12 protein-coding genes and 1 tRNA gene are annotated in these 14,097 nt (G+C 64.8%); 5 read left to right on the plus strand and 8 right to left on the minus strand.

The features are described 5' to 3' along the window. Positions 1–85 precede the first annotated feature (85 nt). The 4 genes from ING15_RS15785 to ING15_RS15800 form a co-directional block, all read right to left on the minus strand. The gene (locus ING15_RS15785) at positions 86–1,369 is read right to left on the minus strand and encodes a TRAP transporter large permease (protein ID WP_206455797.1); all 1,284 of its coding nucleotides are present in this window, start codon (positions 1,367–1,369) and stop codon (positions 86–88) included. After that, entirely contained in the window at positions 1,366–1,923 is a 558-nt protein-coding gene (locus ING15_RS15790) for a TRAP transporter small permease (protein ID WP_206455798.1), read from the minus strand. The genes ING15_RS15785 and ING15_RS15790 overlap by 4 nt, the downstream gene beginning before the upstream one ends. Positions 1,924–2,008: 85 nt before the next feature. After that, complete coding sequence (locus ING15_RS15795; RefSeq protein ID WP_206455799.1) at positions 2,009–2,995, minus strand: TRAP transporter substrate-binding protein; 987 nt, start codon at positions 2,993–2,995, stop codon at positions 2,009–2,011. A 101-nt stretch (positions 2,996–3,096) separates the two neighbouring features. Continuing rightward, positions 3,097–4,176 (minus strand): 4-hydroxythreonine-4-phosphate dehydrogenase PdxA, encoded by a 1,080-nt coding sequence (locus tag ING15_RS15800; protein WP_206455800.1) that lies wholly within the window; start codon positions 4,174–4,176, stop codon positions 3,097–3,099. 112 nt (positions 4,177–4,288) lie between these two features. On the opposite strand from ING15_RS15800, the gene ING15_RS15805 reads away from it, so the two are divergent. Then, on the plus strand, positions 4,289–4,975 hold the full coding sequence (locus ING15_RS15805) for a GntR family transcriptional regulator (protein ID WP_332873845.1): 687 nt from the start codon (positions 4,289–4,291) through the stop codon (positions 4,973–4,975). Positions 4,976–5,024: 49 nt separating this feature from the next. On the opposite strand, the gene gcvP is transcribed toward ING15_RS15805, so the two are convergent. Genes gcvP through gcvT form a run of 4 tightly spaced genes read right to left on the minus strand, consistent with a single transcriptional unit; the run spans position 5,025 to position 9,765 of the window. Further along, entirely contained in the window at positions 5,025–7,877 is a 2,853-nt protein-coding gene (gcvP, locus tag ING15_RS15810) for an aminomethyl-transferring glycine dehydrogenase (protein WP_206455801.1), read from the minus strand. A 16-nt stretch (positions 7,878–7,893) separates the two neighbouring features. After that, entirely contained in the window at positions 7,894–8,247 is a 354-nt protein-coding gene (locus tag ING15_RS15815; protein ID WP_206455802.1) for a VOC family protein, read from the minus strand. 3 nt (positions 8,248–8,250) lie between these two features. Continuing rightward, a complete protein-coding gene (gene gcvH, locus ING15_RS15820; RefSeq protein WP_206455803.1) occupies positions 8,251–8,613 on the minus strand; it encodes a glycine cleavage system protein GcvH in 363 nt (120 codons plus the stop codon). Positions 8,614–8,625: 12 nt separating this feature from the next. Further along, positions 8,626–9,765: a glycine cleavage system aminomethyltransferase GcvT gene (gcvT, locus tag ING15_RS15825; protein WP_206455804.1), complete on the minus strand. Its 1,140-nt coding sequence runs from the start codon at positions 9,763–9,765 to the stop codon at positions 8,626–8,628. A 369-nt stretch (positions 9,766–10,134) separates the two neighbouring features. Between gcvT and ING15_RS15830 the strand changes: the two genes are divergently transcribed. The 4 genes from ING15_RS15830 to ING15_RS15845 all read left to right on the plus strand — a co-directional run bounded on the left by ING15_RS15830 (position 10,135) and on the right by ING15_RS15845 (position 14,093). Further along, complete coding sequence (locus ING15_RS15830) at positions 10,135–10,902, plus strand: TVP38/TMEM64 family protein (RefSeq protein ID WP_206455805.1); 768 nt, start codon at positions 10,135–10,137, stop codon at positions 10,900–10,902. A gap of 1 nt (position 10,903) precedes the next feature. Then, a complete protein-coding gene (locus tag ING15_RS15835; RefSeq protein WP_206455806.1) occupies positions 10,904–12,331 on the plus strand; it encodes a dihydrolipoyl dehydrogenase family protein in 1,428 nt (475 codons plus the stop codon). 127 nt (positions 12,332–12,458) lie between these two features. Beyond that, positions 12,459–13,907 (plus strand): sensor histidine kinase, encoded by a 1,449-nt coding sequence (locus tag ING15_RS15840; protein WP_332873846.1) that lies wholly within the window; start codon positions 12,459–12,461, stop codon positions 13,905–13,907. 109 nt (positions 13,908–14,016) lie between these two features. Beyond that, positions 14,017–14,093, plus strand: a tRNA-Arg gene (locus tag ING15_RS15845). Positions 14,094–14,097 lie beyond the last annotated feature (4 nt).

Here is a 14,097-nt window from a genome sequence, read left to right on the forward strand (position 1 = left end):
TTGCTGCTGGTGCCAAGCCTTTCAGCAAAGGAAGTGCGACGGCCGGATCGGAGCGGCCCTTCTACGAATTCAGGCGACGGATTCATTACTCGTAGAAGACATCCACCAGCGACAGCGACACCGCCGGCACATAGGTGACGAGGATGAGGATCAGGACCAGCACGCCGATGAACGGCAGGTTCGTCTTCGTCGTCTTCCAGATGTCGGTGCGGGCGATCGAGCACGCCGTGACCAGCACGCTGGCCACCGGCGGCGTCTGCTGTCCGAGCGCGATATTCAGCGTCAACAGGATGCCGAACTGGATCGGGTCGATGCCGATCTCGTGGACCAGCGGCATGAAGATCGGCACCGTCAGGATGATCGCCGCCGCGCCGTGCAGGACCATGCCGACGAACAGGAGAAAGACGTTGATGATCATCAGGACTAGGAACTTGTCCGTCGTCAGGGTGGTGATGCTGGCGGCGAGGCGCTGCGGCATCTCGGTCTCGGTCAGATAGAGGCCGAGCACCGCCGACGTGGCGACCAGCAGCATGACGACGGCGGTCTGGATCACCCCGTCGATCAGCGCCAGATAGAGCTTTTTCAGATTGATCTCGCGATAAACGAAACCGCCGATCAGCAGCGCCGCGACGACGGCGAGGCCGGCGCCTTCGGTCGCGGTGACGAAGCCGCCGAAAATGCCGCCGAGGATGATCACCGGCAGGATCAGCGCCCAGCCCGCGTCCTTCGTCGCCGCCCAGAGGCGGGGAAGACTGAAGCGCTCCTCGCGCGGCAGGTCATAGCGAACGGCGAAATAATAGGAGAGGGCCATCATCGAAAAGCCGCCGAGCAGCCCCGGCACGATACCGGCGACGAACAGCCGGACGATCGAGGTATCCGACAAGGCACCATAGAGGATCATTGGGATCGACGGCGGGATGATGATGGCCAGCGATGCGGAGGAGGAGGTGATAGCGGCGGCGAAGCGCGGCGAATAGCCCTTCTTCTTCATCGCCGGGATCAGCACCGAGCCGATCGCCGCGACATCGGCGACGGCCGAGCCGGAGATTTCGGCGAAGAACAGCGAAACGCCGACATTGACCATCGCCAGACCGCCGCGCAGGAAGCCGATCAGCGCCGAAACGAAGGTGATCAGCCGCTGCGAGATGCCGCCGGTGTTCATCAGCGCACCGGCGAGGATGAACAGGGGGATGGCGATCAGCGGAAAGCTGGTGGCGCCATCGAAGATTGATAGCGCGGCGTTGAGAAAGCCGAGATAGCCGTTCAGCATGAACACGCCCACGAGGGCGCTGGCGAGAATCGCGACCGCGATCGGCAGGCCGATGGCGATCAGTACGAACATCAACAGGAGTATCAGCGCCTCGGTCATTTCGGCTCTCCCGCGCGCATGGCGTTGAGTTCGGTTTCGGCGCGGGCGATCTCGGTCTCGATTTCGCGCTGCTCCGGATCGAGGCCTTCCTGAACGTCCCGGTAACGTTCGGGGAGGGTCAGGATACGCGCCAGGACGATCAGCCCGGCGCTGACCGGCAGGATGCTCTGCACGAGACTGCGGGGAATGAAGCGCACGGAGATCAGCGTCTCATTGCCGAAGATATCGAGGATCGCCCAGCCTGCCCAACCGATGATCGCGAAGACGACCAGGAAGATCAGCTCAACGAGGGTGAACAGGATCGTGCGGCTCGGCCGCGGCAGCGCGAACAAAAGACCGCTGAAGCCGAGATGGGCGTTGCGCATGGTGGCGAGCGCGGCGCCGGAAAAGGTGATCCAGGCGAGCAGCACCGAGGCGACCTCGTCGTACCAGATCAGCGAATTGCCGGAATAGCGAAACGTCACGCCCAAGAGAACGACCCCGGTGAGGACGATGAGCAGGAACAGAGTCGCGGCTTGAAGGGCGATGTCGAGCCAGCGGGCGAGCCGGGACATGGGCGGTTTTCCAACGATGCGCGTGGGTGGCTGGGCGATCGAAAAAGGGGGCCGACTCCGCCGGCCCCCGAATTGCCTGGCGGTCTTAGGAGCCGTCGGCGAGCGACTGCGCCTTGTCGATCATCTCCTGGCCGCCCTCGACCTCGGAGGCGAACTTTTCATAGAGCGGCTTGGAGGCGTCGACGAAGGCCTGGCGGTCGGCCTCGTTCACTTCCATGCCGCCATCCTTCAGCTTCTGCAGGAGTTCGCCGTCGGCGCTCGCGCCCTGTTCGCGCGCCCATGTCGCGACCTCCCTGGCGGTCTCGGTAAGCACCGTCTGGACCTCCGGATCGAGTTTCTCGAAGGTCGCGATCCCGACCGTCGGGTATGCCGGTGAATAGACATGGCCCGACATCGACAGATATTTCTGTACTTCGTCGAGCTTGCCGGCGGCGATGTTGGTGAGCGGATTCTCCTGGCCGTCAATGACGCCGGTCTGCAAGGCGACGAACACCTCGGAGAACGACATCGGCGTCGGATTGGCGCCATAGGCCTGGAACATCGCCACTCGCCAGGACGAGTTGGGGGTGCGGATCTTCAGCCCCTCCAGGTCGGCCGGCGTATTGATCGGCCGGGCATTGTTGGTGATCTGGCGAAAGCCGTTTTCCCAGATCGCCAGGGGGCGGTAGCCCTGCGCCTCGGCGGCCGGGACGAGCACATCCTTGAACAGGGTTTCGTCGATCCGCGCCAGGTGGTCACGATCCTTGACCATGAAAGGCAGGTCGAAGAGCGCGTATTCCGGGGCGATTTCCGGCATCGTCGAGGACGGCAGCGTCAGGTGCATGGTGCCGAGCTTGATCTTCTGCAGCATGTCCTTGTCCTTGCCGAGCTGCGAGGAGTCGAACACCTTGACCACGGCCTTGTCGCCGAGCTTTTCGTTGGCGCGCTTGGCGAATTCGCTGGCGGTCCGCTCCTGCAGCGAACCATTGGCCGCGCTGATGCCGAAGATGATCTCTTCCTGGGCCTGCGCGGCGGCGCTGGTAGCCAGCAATGCGGCGCCGGCGAGAAGCGCCTTCAACGTGGTGTGCATCATAATCTTTCCTCCCATCTGCGTTGAAAAACTGTCGTTTGGTCTGGTCGTCCGGGGCGCGGCCTTTTCCGGCCGTTCTTGCGCGTGGAATTGGGCCGTGCGTCTCAGGCGGCGGCCGATGGTTCGAGAGCCTGGCGAAAAAGCGCGGCCAGGGTCTGATGCGGCGGCGGTGGATTCTCCTCCGCCTCATTCTTGCGGGCCGCGAGCATCAGCCCGAGCTCGATCGCCTTGCGGCCGGCGCCGGCATTGGCGATGCCCTGGCCGGCGATGTCGTAGGCGGTTCCGTGCGCCGGCGTGACGATCGGAAACGGGTAGCCGGCGATCAGCGTGACACCGCGATCGAAGCCGACCAGCTTCATCGCGATCTGTCCCTGATCGTGATACATCGTTAGCACGGCGTCGAACTCGCCCTTCAGGGCCCGCACGAACACGGTGTCGGAGGGGATCGGTCCCGTCACCGCCATCTGGTGGGACACTGCCCGCTCGACGGCCGGCAGGATGATCGCGTCGTCCTCGGTGCCGAAATTGCCGCCGTCGCCGGCATGGGGATTGAGCGCCGCAACGCCGATCCGCGGCCGCGCGAACCCGGCTCCTTGCATGGTCTCGACGGTCAGGCGCAGGCTCTCGAAGATGCGCTCTTCGCTCAGCGCGCCGGCAACCTCGGACAGCGGGATATGCGAGGTGCAGCGGGCGTTCCAGACTTCGTCGAGAACGTTGAACTCGCTGCCGTTACGCGTCGCGTGAATGGTGCGGTTCACGAAGCCGATCTCATCGACGTAATCGGATTCGGCCAGCCGCATGGCGTGCTTGTTGAAGGGCGTGAAGAACACCGCGTCGGCATGGCCGGCATGGGCCGCCAACAGCGCGCAGCGGAAATTCGCCAGTGCCGATCGCCCGCCATCGGCGCTGGCGGTGCCGAGTTCGATGGCGGCGGGATCGCAGTTTCCGAGATCGACGAAGCACGAGCGCGCCGGCCTGTCCGATCCCAATGCGTCGAGAGAAACGGTTGGCAGGTCGAGGCTCACGCCGGCGTGGTTCGCACCCATGTCGAGCACGCGGCGGTCGCCGATCACCAGCTTCACCGCGGGCGCACCCACATCCTCGGCAAGCAGGCGCGCCGCCAGTTCCGGGCTCAATCCGGCAGGGTCTCCGATCGCGAAGGCGACCACCAACTTCTCCTGCATGCGTTTTCCCCGCCCCAACATGGATACTGAATATTGCATACGATATTTCTTTTTGCCTGGGCAAGCGGTTTTTTTGTTATGAGGGGTCCGTTGCAATCGCTGGAGCGCCGCCGTGACAGAACTGCCGGTCGAAGATGACATCGCCTATCCGGACGCTCCCCTGATCCAGCGGCAGACCCTGCACGAGCAGGTGGCCGGACGCATCCGCGACATGATCATCGAGGGACATCTCAGGCCGGGCGCGCGGATCAACGAGGCGGCGTTGGTCGATTCGCTCGGCGTCTCGCGGACGCCGCTTCGAGAGGCGCTGCGGACTCTGGCGGGCGAGGGCCTGATCGATATCCGGCCGGCGCGAGGAAGCATCGTCCGGCGGCTGACGCCCGAGGATGTGTTCTCGATGCTGGAGGTCTTGGCGGAACTGGAAAAGCTCGCCGGCCGGCTGGCATGCAAGCGCGCCAGCGACAAGGACCTTGCCGATCTCCTCGCGATCCACGACGCGATGATGGGCTATTACGCCAGGCGCGACCGGCTGACCTACTACAAGGCGAATCAGGAGATCCACGCCAGCATCGCGCGTCTGTCACGCAACAACATGCTGATCGACGTGCAGGCGAATATCCAGTCGCGGCTGAAGCGTATCCGCTTCCTCGGCAATCAGGGACCCGAGGCTTGGGCGAACGCCGTGGCCGAGCACGAGGAAATGGCCGAGGCGCTCCGGGTCCGCGATGGCGACCGGCTGGGGGCGATCCTCGCCCGGCACCTGATGAACACCTGGGACCGGGTCAAGGACGTGGTGTGATCGCGGCCCGCCACATTCGAAGCGGGCGTATAATGGTGAGGGCTTCGGGTTATTCCGCCGCTTCCTGATAGTCCTCGACGGGCGGACAGGAGCAGACGAGGTGGCGGTCGCCATAGACGTTGTCGACGCGGTTGACCGGCGCCCAGTATTTGTCGACCCGGAACGCGCCCGGCGGAAAGCAGGCCTGCTCCCGCGTATAGGGCCGGTCCCATTCGCCGACGAGATCCTCGACGGTGTGCGGGGCGTTCTTCAGCGGATTGTTCTGCTTGTCGATCCGGCCATCCTCGATGGCGCGGGCTTCTTCCCGGATCGCCAGCATGGCGTCGCAGAAACGGTCGAGCTCGGCCTTGGTCTCCGATTCCGTCGGCTCGATCATCAAGGTTCCCGCCACCGGCCAGCTCATGGTCGGGGCGTGAAAGCCGCAGTCGATCAGCCGCTTGGCGACATCGTCGACGCTGACGCCGGCGGACTCCTGCAGGATGCGGGTGTCGACGATGCATTCATGCGCCACCCGGCCGTTCCTGGCCTTGTAGAGCACCGGGTAGGCATCCTCGAGACGCTTGGCGACGTAGTTGGCGTTGAGGATCGCGACCTTGGTCGCCTGGGTAAGACCCGCGCCGCCCATCATCAGGCAGTAGCTCCAGGAGATCGGCAGGATCGAGGGCGAGCCGAAGGGCGCGGCGGAGACCGGCCCCTCGCTTCCGCCCGTCGTTGGATGGCCCGGCAGATACGGCGCCAGATGCGCCTTGACCCCGATCGGCCCCATGCCCGGACCGCCGCCGCCATGCGGGATGCAGAAGGTCTTGTGGAGGTTCAGATGGCTCACATCGGCGCCGAAGTCGCCCGGCCGGGCCAGACCGACGAGGGCATTCATGTTGGCGCCGTCGAGATAAACCTGGCCACCATGCTCGTGGACGATGGCGCAGAGTTCGGTGACGCTGGCCTCGAAGACGCCGTGAGTCGATGGATAAGTGATCATGCAGGCGGCGAGATTGTCGCTGTGCATCTCGGCCTTGGCGCGGAAATCGTCGACATCGATGTCGCCGTTCTCGTCCGACTTCACAACCACGACCTTCATTCCCGCCATCTGCGCCGAAGCCGGATTGGTGCCGTGTGCCGAGGTCGGGATCAGACAGATATCGCGGTGATCATCGCCATTGGTATGATGGTAAGCGCGGATGGTGAGGAGACCCGCATATTCGCCCTGCGCGCCGGAGTTCGGCTGCATCGAAACGGCGTCGTAGCCGGTGATCTGGCACAGTTTGTCGGACAGGTCGTCGATCAGTGCCTTGTAGCCGAGCGCCTGATCCGGGGGCACGAAGGGATGCAGCTCGGCATATTCCGGCCAGGTGATCGGCAGCATTTCGGCCGTGGCGTTTAGCTTCATGGTGCAGGAGCCGAGCGGGATCATCGAGCGGTCGAGGGCGAGATCGCGATCCGACAGGCGGCGGATGTAGCGGGTCATCTCGCTTTCGGCGCGGTTCATGTGGAAGACCGGATGGGTCAGGTAATCGGTCTTGCGCAGCAGCGGTTCCGGCAGGCGGTTATCGCGGTCGAAATCGTCGACCGTGAATTCGCCGCCGAAGGCCCGCCAGACGGCTTCGATCACGGTCGGGCGCGTCCGCTCATCGATGCTGAGGCCGATCCGGTCTGTACCGACCTTGCGCAGATTGACACCCTCGGCGACGGCCGATTTCAGGATCGCGCCCTGCAGCCGCCCGACCTCGACCGTCATGGTGTCGAAGAACGCCTCTGGCTCGACAGTGTAGCCGAGCTTCTCCAGCCCTTTTGCCAGCAGCACGGCGCGCTGGTGAACCCGCTGGGCGATCGCCTTCAGCCCTTCCGGACCGTGAAATACGGCGTACATCGCCGCCATGACGGCCAGCAGCACCTGCGCGGTGCAGATGTTCGACGTCGCCTTTTCGCGGCGGATGTGCTGTTCGCGGGTCTGCAGCGCCAGACGGTAGGCGCGGTTGCCGCGCGTATCCACCGAAACGCCGACGAGACGGCCGGGCATTGAGCGCTTGTGCGCGTCCTTCACCGCCATATAGGCGGCGTGCGGGCCGCCATAGCCCATCGGCACGCCGAAGCGCTGGGTCGAGCCGACGGCGATGTCGGCGTTCATCTCGCCGGGCGTCTTCAAGAGCGCCAACGACAACGGATCGGCGGCCATCACAGCGATGGCGTTTTCGCCATGCAGCGCCGCGATCACGTCGGTGAAGTCGCGCACATGGCCGTAGGTGCCGGGATATTGGAAGATAGCGCCGAACACTGTATCCGGCTTCAGATCCTGGAAGGGATCGCCGATTTCGACCTGCCAGCCGAGTGGCTCGGCGCGGGTGCGGATCACAGCGATCGTCTGGGCGTGGCAGTTCTCGTCGACGAAGAAAACGGTGCGTTTCGACTTCGACAGCCGTTGCGCCATCGCCATCGCTTCGGCCGCCGCGGTCGCCTCGTCGAGCAGTGAGGCATTGGCGACATCGAGGCCGGTGAGGTCCGAGACCATCGTCTGGAAGTTCAGCAGCGCTTCCAGCCGGCCCTGGCTGATCTCCGGCTGATAGGGCGTATAGGCCGTGTACCAGGCGGGGTTCTCCAGGATGTTGCGCTGGATGACCGGCGGTGTGATCGTGCCGTGATAGCCTTGGCCCAGCAGCGACACGAGGTTCTGATTGCGATTGGCGGTCTCGCGCAGCGCGTCCAGCGCCTGGCGCTCGGTCATCGCCGCCCCCCATTCGAGCGGCTTTTCCTGCCGGATCGACGCGGGGACCGTTTCGTCGATGAACGCATCGAGGCTTTCGGCGCCGAGCAACGCCAGCATCGCCTCCATCTCGGCCGGGGAGGGGCCGATATGTCGCCGGTTGGCGAAATCGTAGGGGTCGTAATCGGTCGGCGTGAAGGGCAAGAAGGCCTCCCTGCGGTCATTCAGCGTGGGACAGGATGTTCAGCAGCTTGCCGAACGGGTCTCGGACATAGAAGCGGCGCACGCCCCAGGACTCGGTCACGGGGCCATAGACTATCGGCAATTCCATCCGGCGGGCCGCGTTCAGAACGACGTCGAGGTCATCGACTTCGATGGAAAGATCGGGCACCGGTGTGCCCGATCCGCCTTCGTACGCAACGCTCAGTTGAGGCGCGGCACGCGTTTCGCCGGCCAATGTGGCGATCCAGCCGTGGTCCATCACAACCTCTAGGCCGAGAAGCTCGACATAGAAGTTTCGCGCCGCCTCCGGGGATTCGACGGCAATGTTCGAAACGATACGTATGACGGCCATCGGCTAAGCAATGAGGTTTTTGTAGGCGTCCTCATCCATCAGGGCATCGGCCGCCGATGCATCCTTGAGCTTCATCTTGAAGAACCAGCCGGCGTCCATCGGGTCGTTGTTGACGACGGACGGATCGTCGGCGATCGCCGGGTTCACCTCGGTGATCTCGCCGTCGAGAGGAGCGTAGATTTCCGACGCCGCCTTGACCGATTCCACCACGGCAACGTCGTCGCCCTTGGCAAAGCTCGCCCCGACATCCGGCAATTCGACGAAGACGAGGTCGCCGAGCTGGATCGAGGCGTGGGTGGTGATCCCGACCGTGGCGATATCGCCATCAAGCCGCAGCCACTCATGGTCTTCGGTGAATTTCAGCATCCAGGCTGTCCTTTAACGTTTGAAGTTGGCGGCGACGAACGGAAGCGGGGTGACCATAAGCGGAACACGTTTACCCCGGACATCGGCGAAGAGGCGCGTTCCGCTCTCGGCGAGTCGCGAGGGGACATAGCCCATCGCGATCGGCCCCTCGACGCTGGGGCCGAATCCGCCGGAGGTCACCGCGCCGACCGGCGAGCCGGCCTGTTCGTCGGCAAACAGCGCTGCGCCGCCGCGCACGGGCGTTCGCGTCTCGGGGCACAGACCAACGCGGCGACGCGACGCGCCATCGGTGAGTTGTTGCAGGATGGTGTCCGCCCCGGGAAAGCCGCCGGCCCGTTCGCCGCCGGTGCGGCGGATCTTCTGGATCGCCCATTCGAGCGCGGCTTCGACCGGCGTCGTGGTCGTGTCGATATCGTTGCCATAGAGGCAAAGACCGGCCTCCAGCCGCAGGGAATCGCGGGCGCCGAGCCCGATCGGTTCCACCTTCTCATGGGCGAGCAGCGCCGTCGCGACCGCTTCCGCGCTGTCCGCCGGGATGGAGATTTCAAATCCGTCCTCGCCGGTGTAGCCCGAACGCGAGACGATGCATTCAGCCCCGCAGAGCTGAACGGCCCTGATATCCATGAAGCGCATTGCGGTGACATCGGTGGATAGTGCGCTCAGCGCGGCCTCGGCCTTTGGCCCTTGCAGCGCAATGAGGGCGCGGTCGGTCAGCGGCGCGACCTCGCAGCGGTCCGACAGGTTGGCGGTCAGGTGGGCGATGTCCTCGGCCTTGCAGGCCGCGTTGACGACCAGGAACAAATGGTCGCCGCGATGGGCGACCATCAGATCGTCGAGAATGCCGCCGGCCGGGTTGGTGAACAGCGCGTAGCGCTGCCGATCCTCCTTGAGGCCGGCGATGTCCACCGGCACCAGCGTTTCGAGTGCGAGCGCGGCATCGCGCATGTCGCCAGACCGTGGCGTGATCGTTACCTGCCCCATGTGCGAGACGTCGAACAAGCCGGCGGCGGCACGCGTATGCAGGTGCTCCTTCATCACGCCGGTCGGATATTGCACCGGCATCTCATAGCCCGCGAACGACACCATCCGCGCGCCGAGCGACAGGTGGAGGTCGAACAGCGGCGTCTTCAACAATTGTGCCGTTTCACTCAAACGCCTTGCCTCCGGCCCTGGAACCCGATGCCACTATAGCCGGGATCGGCGCCATTTCGCTACCCGTTTCCCAGCAACGTGGCGGGTCCGCCCAACCGAAAATTCTCCGTGTCACCATACGCCTGTCGGGGGCCGTCCATGCGGATGGGCGCGGGCGATTTATCACGTGTGAACCGGACCGGATGGGGTGTCATCGGCATTATCGGTCTTCAACACGGCGTGAGATGTCACGTGATCGAGTCTTTTCCCTTTGCGAATGGGCTGTGGCGCGCAATGTTGGCGCCAAATGACATGGCGTCACCGGCAAATTGGTGGCCGGCGACGTGTCAGCCGTGTGCGTTTGGCAGACGGCGCGAATGAGGAGACGGAATGGAAACGGACGGCGGCGCAGGGTGGATGTCTACGATCAAGCGCTACCTTCCTCTCGCGATCATCGCGGCCGGACTGCTGCTTGCCTATAGCCTCGATCTGCACGGCTACCTGTCGCTCGAGTCCTTCCTCGCCAGCCGGGAGCTGCTCGGCCGCTTCGTCTCGGAAAATACGGCTGTCGCCTCGGTCGGATATGTGGTCGGCTACGCCGTTCTTGTCGCTTTCGCCTTTCCCGCAGCGGCGATCTTCACCGTCGCAAGCGGCTTCCTGTTTGGCTGGTTTCTCGGTGGAATCCTCACCATCATCGGCGCCACGATCGGCGCCACCCTCATTTTCCTCGCCGCGCGTTACGCCTTCGGGGATCTGCTGCGCAAGCGCGCCGGTGGCGCCATCGCGCGCTTCGCCGACGGCTTTCGTGACGACGCCTTCGCCTATCTCCTCGTCCTGCGGCTGACGCCGGTCATGCCCTTCGTCGCTGTCAACGTCGCGCCAGCCTTTTTCGACGTGCCGCTCAGAACCTACGTCATGGCGACGTTGATCGGCATCATTCCAGGCTCCATGGTCTATGCCTTCCTCGGCAGCGGCATCAATCAGGCGTTCGTCAATGTCGGCGAGGGGGATGTCGAGCTCGCGGATCTCTTGACGACGGAGATGACCATCGCCTTGCTCGGGCTCGCCGCCTTCGCGATCCTCGGTCTGGTCCTGAAGAAGACCTATTTTCGTGGACGGCGCCCGACCGCCGCCGAAGCGAAGCCGCGCGGAGGCTGACATGACCGAGATCCTGACACCCGACATCTGCGTCATCGGAGGTGGGTCGGGCGGCCTGACCACGGCCGCGGCGGCCGCCGCATTCGGCGTGCCGGTGGTCCTCGTCGAGCGCGGCCTGATGGGCGGTGATTGCCTCAACTATGGCTGCGTCCCCTCGAAGGCGCTGCTCGCCGCCGGCAAGCACGCCGCCGCGATCCGCGCCGCGCCGCTGTTCGGCGTATCGGCCGGCGATCCGACGGTCGATTTTGCCGCCGTGAAGGCGCATGTCGACGGGGTGATCGGGGCGATCGCACCCAATGATTCGGTCGAGCGCTTCGAGGGTCTCGGCGTCCGGGTGATCAAGGCCGATGCGCAATTCATCGATCCGAATACCGTCAATGCCGGCGGCCAGCTGATTCGCGCCCGACGCTTCGTCGTCGCGGCTGGTTCCTCGCCGCTGGTTCCGCCCATCGACGGGCTGGCCGAGACGCCGCATCTCACCAACGAGACGATCTTTTCCCTCACCGAGCGGCCGGACCATCTCCTGGTGATCGGCGGCGGCCCGATCGGCATGGAAATGGCGCAGGCCCATCGCCGGCTCGGCGCCAGGGTCACCGTGGTGGAAGGCGAGACGGCGCTGGGAAACGACGATCCGGAACTCGCCGCCGTCGTCCTTCACCGCCTCCGCACGGAGGGCGTCGTCGTCGAGGAACACACCAAGGTGGTGGGTGTCGACGGAAATGAGGGGGCGGTGCGGCTGGCCGTCGCGCGCAAGAACGGCGAGAAAGCGACGATCGCGGGGAGCCATCTCCTGGTCGCGGTCGGCCGGGCGGTGAATGTCGAGGGCCTTGGCCTCGACGCGGCGGGTATCGACCATGATCGTCGCGGCATCAAGGTCGGGGCCGATCTGCGCAGCTCGAACCGACGGGTCTATGCCGTCGGCGACATTGCCGGCGGTCCGCAATTTACCCATGTCGCCAACTACCACGCTGGGCTCGTCATCCGGGCGATCCTGTTTCGTCTGCCGATCAAGACCGATCACGGCAAGCTCCCGCACGTGACCTTCACTGACCCGGAGCTGGGTCAAGTTGGCCTGACCGAGGCTGAGGCCGCGGCGCGCGGGCTCACGGTCGATGTACTGCGCTGGCCGTATGAGGAAAACGACCGTGCCCAGACCGAGCGACAGACCGAAGGCCTGGTCAAGCTGGTCGCCGGCCGCGGCGGCAGGCTGCTGGGGGCGGGCGTCGTCGGCGCGGCGGCCGGCGAACTCACCAATCTGTTCTCCCTGGCGATCGGCCAGGGCCTCAAGCTTTCCGACCTGCGCGATTTTGTCTCGCCCTATCCGACCTTCGCCGAAATTGGCAAACGGGTCGCTACCTCCTACTATCATCCCTATACCCGGCGTCCGTTGGTGCGCCGCGCCGTCGGCTTGCTGAGCCGATTCGGCTGATCGGTTTGTGCGAGACGGGGACATGGCCCGCACGCGTCGCCGCGCGGCCGCAACGAGAGGAACTAGCATCGCATTGCCGGAAGAGCCGAAGCGACCTGCCGATCAGCGATCGACGGAGGTTTCGCGCGTGCCGGTCGTCCGGCGGCGCATTTCGACGCGGCTTCTGCTCATCACCATGCTGGCGGTGATGCTCGCCGAAGTGCTGATCTTCGTTCCGTCGATCGCCAATTTCCGCAAGGAGTGGCTTTCGGCGAAGATCGAGACCGCAGCGGTCGCCGGCCTCGCCTCGAGTCAGAACAATCCGCAAGGCGACGTGGTGCTCGGCCCCGACCAGGAGGCGAGCCTGCTCAAGGCCCTTGATGCCAAACTCGTGGCGATCGTCGAGGGCGACGTCTCGCGGCTGCTTGCCCGCGAGGAGACCCTCGACGTCGTCGACCTGCAGATCGATCTCCGTGACCAGAATCCATTCCGGATGGTAACCGGCGCGCTTAATACACTTCTGTCCGGCGGCGACCGGACAATGCGGGTGTTCGGCCCGGTGGGCGACGGATCGCTGGTCGGCGAGGTGGTGATGTCAGAGTACCCGCTGCGCCGCGACATGCTGATCTATTCGCGCAATATCCTGCTTCTGTCGTTGGCGATCGCCTCTTTCGCCGCGCTCCTCGTCTATGGGGCGATCAGCGCCTATCTCATCCGGCCGATCCAGGCGATGACCCGCTCGATGATCCGGTTCGGGGAGAAACCCTCCGATCCCGCTCGGATCATCCTTCCGACCGAACGGGACGACGAGATCGGCGTCGCCGAGGCGGAGCTCGCCGGTATGCAGATCCGCCTCGCCGACACGCTGCGCCAACAGCGGCATCTGGCCGATCTCGGCCTCGCCGTTTCCAAGATCAATCACGATTTGCGCAATATCCTGGCTTCGGCGCAGATGATTTCGGACCGCCTGGCCACCCTCAATGATCCGCGCGTCCAGCGGGTCGCGCCCATGTTGCTGCGCAGCCTCGACCGGGCCCTGAACTACACCCAGTCGGTCTTGGCCTACGGACGCGCTGTCGAAAACGCGCCGGTCAAGCGCAGGGTGCGGCTGAAACGGTTGGTTGCCGACGTCTTCGAGGGGATCGCGGTGGCTCCCGAATCCGGCATCGATTTCGTCAATGCGGTGGGAGACGCGCTGGAGGTGGAGGTGGACCCTGACCAATTCCACCGGGTTCTCGTCAATCTTTGCCGCAACGCCGTTCAGGCGCTGGAGGGCAGCGAAGCGAGCCAGCCTTCGCTGGTGCGACGGATCACCATCGCTGCGCGGCAGGAGGCCGATGGCGGGACGCTGGTCGTCGTGGAGGACACCGGGCCGGGACTGCCCGAGCGGGCCCGGGAAAACCTGTTCAAGGCGTTCACGGGGTCCGTGCGTTCCGGCGGGACCGGCCTCGGGCTCGCGATCGCGGCGGAGATCGTGGAAGCTCATGGTGGTCGCATCACCCTCACCGACGGCACGACGCCGGGAGCCCGCTTCGAAATCCGGCTACCGGGGCGTTCTCCGCTCGGCGCGGCCGCAGCCGACGTGCCGGTTGTCTGAGGATGGGACCTCCCGCTGCAAATTTGCGGCCGGTGCAGGCTTGCATTCCAAAGCCCGAGCGTCTACCTAGCCCCACACGAGCGAGCCGCCCTTCCGGGCGTCCTCGTATGCGCCCGTAGCTCAGCTGGATAGAGCACCAGACTACGAATCTGGGGGTCAGAGGTTCGAATCCTTTCGGGCGCACCATTTT

This window comes from Aurantimonas marina (genome assembly GCF_017183135.1).
GTDB classification, from domain to species: Bacteria; Pseudomonadota; Alphaproteobacteria; order Rhizobiales; family Rhizobiaceae; genus Aurantimonas; species Aurantimonas marina.